Source organism: Lacipirellula sp., assembly GCF_965279485.1.
Classification (GTDB): domain Bacteria; phylum Planctomycetota; class Planctomycetia; order Pirellulales; family Lacipirellulaceae; genus Lacipirellula.
In genome coordinates, this window is the sequence record NZ_CBDIIC010000002.1 from 4,439,448 (window position 1) to 4,452,123 (window position 12,676).

The following is a 12,676-nucleotide window of genomic DNA, read 5'->3' on the forward strand; positions in this document are numbered from 1 at the left end:
GATGGCGGTGAGCGGAAGATAAAATCGGCTTTATGTTCAGCGCATTCGTAGCCCCGGGCTCTGCCCGGGGGTGGCGTTGCTAGCCGCGACGCCTAGCGGAATGGAGGACACCCCCGGGCGGAGCCCGGGGCTAGCCGACGTCGCCGAGTTCCAGCGACTTGCCGTAGCGCGTCATCATCTGCTGTCGCAGCGGCGCGTTGTCGGCATGCTTCAGGCCAGGGTCGGCGGCGACGAGAAGCTGCGCCTCGCGGCGGGCTTCTTCAAGAATGTCGCGGTCGGTCATCAGATTGGCGATCCGCAGCGGCGGCATACCGTGCTGCTGCGTGCTGAACAAATCGCCGGGGCCGCGGTACTCGAAATCGAGCTCCGCGAGCGCGAAGCCGTCGTTCGACTTGGAGAAGGATTCGAGCCGTTCGCCAGCCTCTTCGTTCGTCGCTTCGAGTAAGATGCCGCAGTACCCTGCCCTGCTGCCGCGGCCGACGCGACCGCGCAACTGGTGGAGCTGCGCGAGCCCGAAGCGATCGGCGCCGAGCACGGTCATCACCGAGGCGTTGGGAACGTCGACGCCAACTTCGATCACCGACGTGCTGACGAGCACTTGCGTCTCACCGCTGCGAAAGCGTTGCATCACGTCTTGCTTCTCGGCAGAGCTCATGCGGCCATGGAGCAAGGCGACGCGGAACGAGGCAAGCTCGCCGTTGGTGAGCCGCTCAAATGCTTCGGCGACGCTTGGCGCCGGCATGTTTTCTGACTCATCGACCAGCGGGGCGACGACGAACGCTTGTCGACCTTCACGCAATCGCTCGCCGACGAAGTGCCACCACCGCGGTTCTTGCTCGGGCTCGACCAGATAGGTATTAATCGGCTGCCGTCCGGCGGGGGAGGCGTCGAGCGTTGAGAAATCGAGATCGCCGAAGAGCGTCATGCTCAGCGTGCGCGGAATCGGCGTCGCGGTCATCACAAGGTAGTGGGGCGCCACTTCGCCTTGCCGCAGGGCGGAGCGTTGCCGCACGCCAAACTTGTGTTGCTCGTCGACGACGATTAGGCCGAGATCCTTGAACTTCACCGACTCTTGGACGACGGCGTGGGTGCCGATGATGAGATTGACCTCGCCCGCGGCGAGTCGGCGGAGCGTTTCCTCGCGTTCGCTGCGGGTGTTTCCGCCGGTGACGAGGGCCCATTCGACTCGGCTTTCCTCGAGCATGCGAGATACCGTGTCGGCATGCTGGCGGGCGAGAATTTCGGTGGGGGCCATGAGCGCGGCTTGCCGGCCGTTGGCGACGCAGACGAGCATTGCGTAGAGGGCGACGATCGTTTTGCCGCTGCCAACGTCGCCTTGCAGCAGGCGGTTCATCGGGCGATCGAGCGCCATATCGGCCGAGATTTCCGTGATTGCCTTCTCTTGGCTGGCGGTCAATTCGAACGGCAGCAGGCGGCGAATGCGGGCGTCGACTTTCGCAGTGGCGGGAAGTTCGTACGCCTTCAGTTGTCGCTGTTCGCTGCGGCGAATCGAGAGGGCAAGCTGCAGGACGAACAGCTCTTGGAAGATGAAGCGGCGGCGGGCGTGTTCGAGCACCTCACGGTCGGCCGGCTGATGGATCGCGCGGACTGCTTCGACCAGCGGCATCAGCTTGTACCGTTTGAGCAGCGGCGCCGGAAAGACTTCTTCGAGTTGATCGGCGAACTCTTCGACCGCCGCTTGCTCGATCCGCCGCATGTGATACTGCGACAGGCCTTCGGTGAGGCTGTAGACCGGGAGTAGCTTGGCGTCGAGCGTCGCCTCTTCGTCGGCGAGCACGGTGACCTGCGGGTGCGACATTTCCCACATCAGGCCGCGCATCTTCGGCGAGGCGGTGAGCAGCACATGCATCCCTTCGCGGAAGCGGTCGCGCATGAAGGGCTGATTGAACCACATGCCGCGGAGATGGCCGGTGCCGTCGGAGATCAGCACCGCGAGTCGGCTCTTGCCGAAGCCTTTTGACGTGGCGGAGATTTCCGCGACGACGCCGCGGACGCTTTGCAGTTGGCCTTCTTCGAGCTGTTCGATTGTGCGTTCGTTGGAGAGGTCTTGGTAATCGCGGGGGAAGTTGAAGAGGAGATGCCCGGCATTGCGGAGGCCGATCCGTTCGAGCAGCTGGGCGCGTCCCGGGCCGACGCCGCGGATGAACTCGACCGGCGTCGCGAGGCGACGTTTAACGTCGTCGGACGGCGTGGCGGAGGTCGGCGGCGGGGAGGGGGAATCCATGCCGCTATCTTAGCGTCGGAGCGATGCGTAATTTAGCCCCTGGCTCTGCCAGAGGGTGGCATCACGTTGGGCTACGCCAATCGGAATGGTGAGCGAGCCCCGGGCGGAGCCCGGGGCTAGGGGCGTGAAAGGGTACTTGTGGCTGCTATTTACCTAGCAGACGCTGGTACGCCTCAACCGCCATGCCGTCGACGCGGTCGTTTTCGAGATGGCCACTGTGACCGGCGACGCGGGTGTACTTCACCTGATGCTGCGCCAGCAGTCCATCGAGCCGTTGCCAGAGTTCAGCATTTTTCAGCTCGGCGAACTTGGTTCCTTCCTTGCGGCGCCAACCGTTCGCCTTCCACTTCGGCATGTACTCGGAGATTCCTTTGCCGACGTAGACGCTGTCCGTAAAAACTTCGACCCGCGTCGGCCGCTTGAGCGTGGCAAGCCCTTCGATCACCGCTTGGAGCTCCATGCGGTTGTTCGTCGTTTCGCGTTCGGCGCCGGAGCGTTCCATTTCCTTGCCGGTGGCGGGGTGAATCAGCAGGAAAGCCCAGCCGCCGGGGCCGGGGTTGCCGCTGCAGGCGCCGTCGGTGTAGAGCAGAACTTCGGGGGGCTTCGTCATGGCGAATTCAGCGAACGGCGCGCGGTGGCAACGAATGAGAGGAGATAGCTTCTCCTCAAACGTGCGAGGCGTCAATTAGAGGGTGTCGCCATCCCCATTGTGCCCGCCGACGGCCGCCATCGGCCCGTCGCTGCGCGACTTCGCTAGCTGTCGTAACTCGTCCGCCAACGGCGATTCGATGCGGTTCGGCTCGGCGACGCTCCAGGGCAGGATGACGGTGAACTCGCTCCCCTTGCCGAGTTCGCTCTCCAGCGTGACGTCGCCGCCGAGGAGTCGGCAAAGCTCACGGACGATCGACAGGCCCAACCCACTGCCGGAATACTCACGGGTCATTGCGTTGCCGCCGGCAAGGACGTTGGAGCCTTGGCGGAACTTTTCGAAGACCGTCACTTGCTCGGAGTCGTTGATGCCGACGCCCGTGTCGGCGACGCTCAACCGCAGATCGCCGCGGCGGTCTTTGCGGGCGGAAACGTGGATGCGGCCGCCGTCGGGGGTGAACTTAATCGCGTTCGACAGCAGGTTGTTCAGCACCTGCTCGAGCTTGCCGCGGTCTTGGCGAATCGGCGGCAGCCCGGCGGCGATCTCGCAATCGAGGTCGATATGCTTCTTTTCGCTGAGCGGGCGAGCCAGATCGCACTGCGTGAGGACGACGGCGCCGATGTCGAACTCGCTCGCCCGGACTTCCATGCGGCCGCTTTCGATCTTCGCGAGGTCGAGAATGTCGTTGATCATGTCGAGTAACTGTCGGCCGGAACGTTCGATGTTGCCGGCGTAGCGGCGCTGCTTGTCGTCGAGCGTCTTCCCCTTGGCGAGCAAATCGCTGAAGCCGAGGATGCTGTTGAGCGGCGTGCGGAGCTCGTGACTTACCGTGGCGAGGAAGTCGCTCTTCACCTGGTTCATTTCGAACAGCCGCATGTTCACCTGGGCGAGCTCGTCGATCTTGCCGTCGAGTTCGTCGTTGACGCTGCGGAGCTGGTCTTGCTGGCGGAGAAGCTGCCGCAACATCCGGTTGAACGCGGCGCCAAGTTCTTCGAATTCGTCGCCCGTGTGAATGACGGCCCGCTGTTCGACGTCGCCGCGGCGAATTGAGTCAGCCACCTCGCGCAAGTGAGCAAGCGGCTTGACGATGATGTAGCGGATAATCACGTAGAGCGCCGCCATCGCCAGGAAGACGGTGATCACGCCGAGGGTAATCAGCAGCGAGCGGTTCTTCGCTTGGGCGTACTGCGTGTCTTTCGTGTTCATCGTCACGCGAAAAACCGCCATCAGGTCGCCCTGCTTCAGGTCGGGCAAGACGAGTTGGTCGACGCTTCCCTTTTGCTTGTGGCAGACAATGCAGTCGGCCTTCGCGAAGACCGGCTGGTAGTAGACGTACGAGCCGTTGCCGCTGGACGGGCTTTCGCGCCAGAGCTGGTTCTCGGGATCTTTGTGGGCGTTGACGATGCCGGCGTCGTCGAACTTCCCCTTCTCGCGCATGCTGTCGGCGAAGTCGGACCACTCCTTCATCCACTTGAATTCGTACTCTTCGTCAGGTCGTTTCGAGTCGGTGGGATTCTTCGGGTAGCGAGTTTCCCAGGAGATCTCGCCGCTGCGGAAGAGATTGGCGAGCGACTCGTTCGCTTTTTTCTCTAAGTCGCTGATGCCGGCCGTGTCGCCCGACATGCTCGTCGAGACGACTCCCTTGTGGGCGTCGAGCATCGCGTAATCGACGAGCGCTTTGCCAACCGAACGGTTGAGGTACTCGTAGACGATGCGATCGGTCGCCGTGCTGTACCACCAAAAGCTGCCGGAGATCAGCACCAGCAGGCAGGTGCCAAAGAGCATCCGGCACTTGCGTTCGAGATTCGTTTCGCCGAGAGCGCGTTTGAAACTGCGATAGCTCATGGCGATACGAGTCGTGTGAAGCTGGGAAGACCTAGCGGGACTGGTTTTATTGTAGGGCGGGAGCGCATTGGGGGCCAAGATCAAGCCGCAATTGCGACTGGTCGGCGGATTCGCCCATGCTACTGCATATCCCACGGGTCGACGTCGGCGATCCAGCGGACGCCGTCGGGGGGCGTGAAGCCCTCGGCGGCCGTGCGGACAGCTTGTCGTAGTGCCGCGGCGTCGGGGCCTTGCAGCTGCAAATGGAAGCGGAAGTCGCCCCGTAGGCGGGCGATAGGCGCCGTGCCGGGGCCGACGACGCGCATGCGGGGAATGTTGGCGGCGGCGATGGCGGCTTTGAGGCGGTCGCCCAGCGTGGCGGCCGTTTCGCGGACGACCTCCTCGACGGGGCCGCGGACCACCACGCGAATCATTGACGTAAACGGCGGGTAGTGGGCCGCACGGCGGACGGCGAGTTCATGCTCGGCGAAGCGCGGGTAATCGTGCCGCACGGCCGCCATGATCGCGGGGTGCTCGGGGTTGAGCGTCTGCACGAGCACGCGGCCGCCACGTTTGCCGCGGCCTGTTCTACCAGCAACCTGGGCGACAAGTTGGAAGGTCCGCTCCGCCGCGCGGAAGTCAGGCAGATGGAGCGCCGTGTCGGCGTTGATCACCCCGACGAGCGTCACGTTCGGGAAGTCGAGTCCCTTCGCGATCATTTGTGTGCCGAGCAAAATCTGAAACTCGCCGCGTTGGAACGCTGAGAGGACGTTGTCGTGGCTGCCGCGTTGGCGCATCGTGTCGACATCCATGCGGGCGCATTTGAAGTCGGGGAAGCGGGACTTCACTTCCTCTTCGAGCTTCTGCGTGCCGACGCCGCCGTAACGGATGGCGGGCGACTTGCAGTCGGGGCAAGCTCGCGGCGGCGGAGCTTCGTGGTCGCAGTAGTGGCAGAGCGCCGTGTTGTGTTGGCGGTGGTAGGTGAGCGCGAGGTCGCAGTATTCGCACTTAAGGACGAAGCCGCACGCCGGGCATTGGATGTGGGTCGAGAAGCCGCGGCGATTGAGCAGCAAGATCACCTGCCCCCCGCCGCGAAGAGCCTCGACCATCGCCTGATGGAGCGGCCGCGTGATCGCCCCGCGGCCGAAGCGAGTTTGAGCTGGGTCGCGCATGTCGACGGTCAGCACGTCGGGCAGCGGCAGGTTCATCACCCGTTTCGGCAGGGAGATCTTTTCGAACTCCCCCTGCTGCGCGCGGACCCAGGCCTCGAGCGAGGGCGTGGCGCTGCCGAGGATAAGTGGAATGCTCTCCGCTTGCGCGCGTTGCCAAGCGACGTCACGAGCGTGGTAGCGAGGAGCTTGGTCTTGTTTGAACGTCGTTTCGTGCTCTTCGTCGATCACGATCAGCCCGAGGTGGGGCGTCGGGGCGAACACCGCGCTGCGGGCGCCGACGATCACTTCGACTTCGCCGCGGGCGATGCTTTGCCAATGCTGGTGCCGTTCGGAGTCGGTGAGGTGGCTGTGCAGCACAGCCACGCGGTCGAAGCGGGCGCGGAAGCGGCGGACCGTTTGCGGCGTGAGGCTGATTTCGGGCACCAGCACGATCGCCTGGCGGCGGAACTTGGCGACGTGCTCGATCGCCTGCAGGTAGACTTCGGTCTTGCCGCTGCCGGTGACGCCGTGCAGGACCATGCCTTTCGCCTCGCCCGAGTCGAGGGCGGTGCGAATCGACTCGAAGGCGGCCGCCTGATCAGGATTGAATTCCAGCGGGGTCTCGCGCTGCCACTTCTGCTCGGCGCCGCTGCCGGTCGCGACGCGCGCGACGGCGGTTTCGATGAGGCCGTGCTTGATGAGGCCTTTGATCGGCGCCAGCGAACAGTCGGCCGATTCAGCGAGTTCCGGCATCGTGAGCGGCCGGTTGCTGGCGAGCAGCGTTTCGAGCGTCTTCCGCTGCTGCGGCGAACGGAGCTTCAGCGTTTTGAACTTTTCGAGGGCGCCGTCGGCGGGCGTCAGGAACTTCACTTCGCGCGTACCGGCCATCCCGCGAACGCCGGCGGGAACGACCGCCTCGAGCACCTGTCCCCAGGGGCAGAGGTAGTAGTCGGCCATCCACTCGGTGAGCCGCAGCATCGCCGCGGAGAGGAGGATGCGCGAATCGACCACGGCGGAGACTTGCTTGAGCCGTCGGGCGTCGACCCGTTTCATCTCGACGGCGACGCAGTAGCCGGTGACCTCGCGATCGCCCCGGCCGAACGGGATGCGGAGGCGGCGGCCCGCTTCGACCAGTCGCTCGGGTTCGGCAGGATCGGCGAGGCCGTCGGGTACGAGGTAGTCGAACGGTCCCTTGGGGCCCGTCGGCAGGACGACCGACGCGACGGTTCGCAATTCGGCTTCGTCGATTTCCCACGGCGCAGGTTCGGCGTCGAATAGGTTGCGCTGATTGGGAGGCATGCCGAGAGCGGTCCGTCGACTTCAGGGGAATGGCCCCTTAGTCGAGCATTTCAACCGCTGTGGATCAACTCTTACGGCTTGCTCGTCGTCGACGGCGTTACGGCGTCCCTGCGCCTGCGGCTTCCGCGGGTTGCACTGGCGTTGTCACCGCCGGTTCTGTAGGCGGCGATTCCGCGGGTTTCTGTTCCGACTTTTCTTCCGGCTTCTCGGCGGCGTTGGCGGTTGGCGTTTCACTATCCGGCGGCGCCGCAGCCTCTTCGGTCGGCGGACGTTGCAAGCTCAGCGTGCCCCCTTCGGCTTCAACGCCTTGCTTCACCTGGTAGAGCAAACGCTTCCAGCTTTCGGCCTCGGGCTCCAACTGCGACATTCGCTGGATCGCCAGCGCTGCTTGCTCCCAGCGTTTCTGATCGACGCAGATCGACGCGAGCCACTCCCAATACGAGTATTGGTTCGGCGCTAGCTCGCAGGCCTTAATGAACGCCTCTCGGGCCTCGTCGAGTCTTCCCAGCTTCACCAGCAAGAAACCTCGCATATGGCGGACCGTAGCCGCCTGCGGCAGAAGCTTTTCGTCACGCTTCAGCAACTCAATTTCTTCTTCGCGAAGTTTGTTGATCTCTTCTGGGGTGGCTCCGACCTTTGCCGCAACGGCGGCCTGAGTGGGATCAGCGGCGAGGGTTTCGAGGTACTGCGCCAACTGGGCCCGCATGCGGCTCAGGTAAGGCTCCACTCGGATGGCGTCGCGCATTGACTTCACGGCCGCTTCGGGGTCGCCGAGGCTCATGGCCATCATGCCGAGGCTCATATTCGACGGCGCCCGATCGAGATGAATCTGATGGCCTGCGCGGTATTCCTTAATCGCATTTTCGAGCGCGCTCCGGAACTGACTATCCTCAAGCGAATCGACGTCGGTGACAATGCGATCGGCCGCAGCCGTGCGGACTGCTCGGCTGCGATCGTCGAGCTTAGGCCCGAGGTCTTTCAGCAGTTTCGCCACCAAGTCTTGTTGATTCTCCGCATCGACGGCAAGCGAGCGCACCGCAGCGGCGCGAACCATCGCATTGGGATCGCTGAGCGCGTCCCGGCGGATCTTCGCGCTTTCGGGCGTGGGGTAATTCTGCAGCAATTCGATTGCCGTGGCCTGGATGATTTCGGAGTTCTCCGGCTTTTCGATGGCTTCCTTCAGCAGTGCAAAGCCTTCCGGCGCCCCGCGACGCGCCAGGGCGAACGCCTCGGCGTAGTGCGGGTCGTCGGGACGCTTCGGCCCGTACCATTGAACGACCTGATCGGCCGCCCACTGAGCACTTTCGTGCGGCTTCGTATGACAGCGATTGCAGACGTTCGGCGTCCCGTACTTCACCGTCAGATCGGGACGCGGCACACGGATGCTATGGTCGCGACGGTTGTCGATCTCCATGTAGGTCGAGTGGGGCATATGGCAGGTGACGCACTGCGTCTCCGGCGAACCCGGGGCGGCGTTGGGATGATGGTTGTGCCCGGCGCCGTCGTACTTGCCCGGCTCGTGGCACTGCGCGCAAAGGCGGTTGCCCTCGTACTTGAGCTTGAGCGAGTGGGGGTCGTGGCAATCGCTGCAGCGGACCCCCTTGTGATACATCTTGCTCTGCGTGAACGAGCCATACTCGTAGACTTCGTCCAGGATCTGCCCGTCGTCGTGGTAGAGCCCCGCATCGAGCATTAGCGGCTGGAAGTAGTCGAGATAGGAATCGCCCGGCCGATAATCGGGGTGAATGATCGACCGCCGCGAATGGCAGGGAGCGCAGGTTTCGACTTGGCGCGTGTTGAGGGCGCCCTTCATTTCGTTCGTCAGGCCGTAGTGAACGTTCCGGTCCCAAAACAGGCCGCGGCGATTGGCGAGCTCGACGTGCAGGCTGCCCGGGCCGTGGCAGGCCTCGCAGCTAACGTCGATCTCGAAGAAGTCGGAGTGGTAGGTGTTCGTCGCGAGGTCGTAGTTCTTGTGGTAGTCGGTCGAGTGGCACTCGGCGCACATCGTGTTCCAGTTTTGCGCGAGGCCGGTCCAGTGGAGGGGATCGCCTGCTTCGATCCGCTCTTGCGTTGCGTCGGTCGGGGCGACGTAGAACCACTTCTTCTTGTCGACGTCCCACGAGACTCGCAACACTTGGACGCGGCCGTCTGGGAATTCGACCATGTACTGCTGCAGCGGACGGACGCCGAAGGTGTACTTGATTTCGTAATCGTGATATTTGCCGTCGGGGCCCTCGGCGTTGACCATGAACTTCTTGCCGTCGCGGAAGAAGTGCGTCGTTTCGTCGAAACGAGAAAACTTGGCGTCGTTGAAGTCGCCGAGCACCGTTTCGTCGGTGGCGAGCTCCATCGCCCGATCGTGGTCGGAGCCCTTCCAAAGATCGTACTGCTCTTGATGGCAGGCGATGCACTGCTCGCGGCCGACGTACGTCGCGTGCGCCAGCGCATCGGGAGGGACCGTGCGGTACCAATCGGCGGCTGCCAGGGCTGCGAATACCGCGAGCGCCAAGCCAAGGCCGACGGCGGGCCAGCGATACGTACTTCGGGAAATGGGCATAGACGAGCAGCGGGGCGTAACGGGGCCGACGACAATTCACTTAAGAATGGGTCATGGCTCGTGCGGCGCCTCTCCCACTTCCCGTCATTCTATCGGGGTCTTGGCTGTGAGCCATTCTCACAACTGAAAAGTTGCGGCTCTGTAATTGGCTTAACAGGAAAAATCGCCATATTGCGGCGAATTGTATGACTTACGGGGAACGGACAGTCGCTCCCTCGGTGTCGCAACACGAGGGGTGGCGAGGGCCCGCGATTCCTTCCGCGGCTGGAGGCCGTCAGATATGATCGCAGTTGGCGACCGCTGCCAGGGCGCGTCCCATCGGCCGTCTTCCGTCACTTCCCGCGCAGAGCAATACGCATGGAACTCTTCCGCCGCTCGCCCCTTACCCTCTTCTCGAGCATTGCGATCGCGATTGTCGCCGGCTGGTTCGCCGGCGCGAGCGTCGCTCAGGCAGACGCGATCGGCAAAATCAAGTTGCCGCCCGGATTCAAGGCAGAGCTCGTGCACGAGGTTCCCGCCGAGACCGAAGGTTCGTGGGTCGCGCTCACTCCCGACGACAAGGGTCGGCTGATCGCCTCCGACCAACACGGTTCGCTTTATCGGATTACCCCGTCGCCGATTGGCGGCGATTCCTCGCAGACCAAGGTCGAGAAGCTCAAGACGCAGATCGGCATGGCTCAGGGCCTGCTGTTCCACGAAGGGAAGTTGTACGTCGTCATGAACGGCGACATTGGCGGCTTCAGCTCGGGGCTCTACCGGCTGTCGGATACGAACAAAGACGACCAGTTCGACCGCATCGAGCAGTTGCGCGTGTTCGAGGGCGCCGGCGAACATGGTCCCCACGGCATCGTGCTAGGGCCGGACGGGAAGAGTCTCTACATCGTCTGCGGTAACCATACCGGCGCGCCGCTCTTCAGCAGCTCGGCAGTTCCCGCGCGGTGGCGTGAAGACCAACTGCTGCCGCTCATCACCGACCCCAACGGCCATGCCGCGGCGATTCGCGCGCCGGGCGGTTGGTTCGCGAAGATGGACCTCAACGGCGAGAACCTGGAGATGTTCTCGATTGGTTACCGCAACGCGTACGACTTGGCGTTCAACGACGCGGGCGACTTGTTCACGTTCGATTCCGACATGGAGTGGGACGTTGGCGCCCCGTGGTATCGCCCCACGCGGATTTGCCACGTCGCCAGCGGCAGCGATTTTGGCTGGCGGACCGGCAACAGCGTCTGGCCGACTTACTACATCGATACCGTTCCCGCCGTCGCCGACGCCGGGCCGGGCTCGCCGACTGGCGTCGTCTTCGGCAAGGGCGCGAAGTTCCCCGAGAAATACCAGAAGGCGCTCTTCGCCGCCGACTGGAGCTACGGCAACATCTATGTGGTCAACCTAACGCCGTCTGGTTCGTCGTACACTGGCGAGATCGAGCGGTTTGCCAATGCGATGCCGCTGGGCGTGACCGACATGGTCGTCCTGCCGAAGGATGGCGCGTTGTACTTCGCAGTCGGCGGACGCAAGAGCGAGTCAGCTCTCTACCGGATTGTGTACAACGGCAAAGACGTGCCAGCCGACGCGCCGAAGCTGGAAATTGTCGCCGACAGTGATCCGCAGCGGGTCTTCGGCAGCGGTGCCCCTGCCCCGCCGGCCCCGGAAGCCCATGCGATTCGCGTGGCTCTCGAGAAGCTCAATCGCCCTGCCGGTCCGGCCGCAATTAACGACATCTGGCCCCATCTCGGCAGCTCCGATCGCTTTATCAAGAACGTCGCCCGCACGGCGCTTGAGCATCAGCCTTTCGCCCTGTGGCGCGCGAAAGCGCTGGCTGAAACGAATGTCGACGCACAGTTGAACGCGCTCGCCGCGTTCGCCCGCGCTGCCGACGCCAGCCAGCAGCAGGCGTGGCTCGCGGCGCTCACGGCGATCAAGTTCCCGGAGCTTTCAACGCAGCAGAAGCTCGATTACCTCCGCGTCGCCTCGCTCGGCGTGATGCGGCTCGATCCCTTCCAACCGGCGTCGCGTGAGAAGCTGATCGCTGCGCTCAATCCCTACTTCCCCGCCGACAACCACTTCGTGAATCGCGACCTGGGGAACTTGCTGCTTCGGCTCCGCGCGCCGAATGTCGTACCGCGGATGCTCACGCTGATGGAAAACGCCGCGACGACGGAAGACGCGATCGACTTCGCGGTGAGCCTTTCCGCAGCTCAAGAAGGTTGGACGACGGCAGACCGGATTCGACTGCTCGATTGGTTCGAACGCGCCGCGCACGTTGGCGGCGGGCATTCGTTCTTCGGCTACTTAGTTTCCGCTCGCGATCGCTACATTGCCAACATCCCGGCGACCGACCGTCCGCCGATTGCCGAGCGAATCTCGAAACCGCTCATGCAGCAGACGGTTGCGATCGATACGGCGAACCGTCCGCTGGTGAAAGAGTGGACGCTGGAGGAGGTGAACGACCTCGTGGCGAACGACAAGTCGCCGCGCAACTTCGAGAATGGCCGCAAGATGTTCTCGGCCGCCGGCTGCTACAACTGCCACCGCGTCGCGGGCGCCGGTTCGTCGATCGGTCCAGATCTCACCGGTCTCGGAGGCCGCTTCGGCGCCGCCGACATCATGCGGTCGATCGTTGATCCGAGCCACACGATCTCCGACCAGTATCAGCAGATGGTGTTCGAAACGAACGGCCGGATGATCGTCGGCCGCATTTCCAACATCAACAACGACGCCATGATGGTCAGCACGAACATGCTCGACCCGAAGAAGACCGAGACGATCAAACGCGACGAGCTGGACGACCAGTACCCGTCGGACGTTTCGATGATGCCGACGGGCTTGCTCAACACGTTGACGGCCGAGGAAATCCTCGACCTGACGGCGTTCTTGCGATCGGGCGGGAAGCCGGAGCATGAGTTGTTTAAGGCTGGGAAGTAGACGCGTTACTGATGGGCGATAGGCCCACG

Annotated in this window: 6 protein-coding genes; 1 reads left to right on the forward strand and 5 read right to left on the reverse strand. The window is 63.5% G+C overall.

Annotated features, from left to right (window positions below; all coding sequences use genetic code 11):
- Nucleotides 1-130 precede the first annotated feature (130 nt).
- The 5 genes from recG to ACQY7R_RS25255 all read right to left on the reverse strand — a co-directional run bounded on the left by recG (nt 131) and on the right by ACQY7R_RS25255 (nt 9,725).
- Nucleotides 131-2,245 carry an ATP-dependent DNA helicase RecG gene (gene recG / locus ACQY7R_RS25235; protein ID WP_428308316.1) on the reverse strand — a complete coding sequence of 705 codons (2,115 nt, stop codon included), beginning with the start codon at nt 2,243-2,245 and terminating at the stop codon, nt 131-133.
- 145 nt (nt 2,246-2,390) lie between these two features.
- A complete protein-coding gene (gene rnhA, locus ACQY7R_RS25240; protein ID WP_428308317.1) occupies nt 2,391-2,855 on the reverse strand; it encodes a ribonuclease HI in 465 nt (154 codons plus the stop codon).
- A 75-nt stretch (nt 2,856-2,930) separates the two neighbouring features.
- A complete protein-coding gene (locus ACQY7R_RS25245) occupies nt 2,931-4,739 on the reverse strand; it encodes a sensor histidine kinase (protein ID WP_428308318.1) in 1,809 nt (602 codons plus the stop codon).
- A 119-nt stretch (nt 4,740-4,858) separates the two neighbouring features.
- Nucleotides 4,859-7,168, reverse strand: a complete 2,310-nt coding sequence (priA, locus tag ACQY7R_RS25250; RefSeq protein ID WP_428308319.1) for a replication restart helicase PriA — start codon at nt 7,166-7,168, stop codon at nt 4,859-4,861.
- A gap of 97 nt (nt 7,169-7,265) precedes the next feature.
- Complete coding sequence (locus ACQY7R_RS25255) at nt 7,266-9,725, reverse strand: multiheme c-type cytochrome (protein ID WP_428308320.1); 2,460 nt, start codon at nt 9,723-9,725, stop codon at nt 7,266-7,268.
- 357 nt (nt 9,726-10,082) lie between these two features.
- Between ACQY7R_RS25255 and ACQY7R_RS25260 the strand changes: the two genes are divergently transcribed.
- Nucleotides 10,083-12,647 (forward strand): c-type cytochrome, encoded by a 2,565-nt coding sequence (locus ACQY7R_RS25260; protein WP_428308321.1) that lies wholly within the window; start codon nt 10,083-10,085, stop codon nt 12,645-12,647.
- Nucleotides 12,648-12,676: the final 29 nt, after the last annotated feature.

Coding starts and splice junctions, on each gene's coding strand:
- recG (WP_428308316.1), bottom strand. CDS start 2,245: ATGGATTCCCCCTCCCCGCCGCCGACCTCCGCCACGCCGTCCGACGAC.
- rnhA (WP_428308317.1), bottom strand. CDS start 2,855: ATGACGAAGCCCCCCGAAGTTCTGCTCTACACCGACGGCGCCTGCAGC.
- ACQY7R_RS25245 (WP_428308318.1), bottom strand. CDS start 4,739: ATGAGCTATCGCAGTTTCAAACGCGCTCTCGGCGAAACGAATCTCGAA.
- priA (WP_428308319.1), bottom strand. CDS start 7,168: ATGCCTCCCAATCAGCGCAACCTATTCGACGCCGAACCTGCGCCGTGG.
- ACQY7R_RS25255 (WP_428308320.1), bottom strand. CDS start 9,725: ATGCCCATTTCCCGAAGTACGTATCGCTGGCCCGCCGTCGGCCTTGGC.
- ACQY7R_RS25260 (WP_428308321.1), top strand. CDS start 10,083: ATGGAACTCTTCCGCCGCTCGCCCCTTACCCTCTTCTCGAGCATTGCG.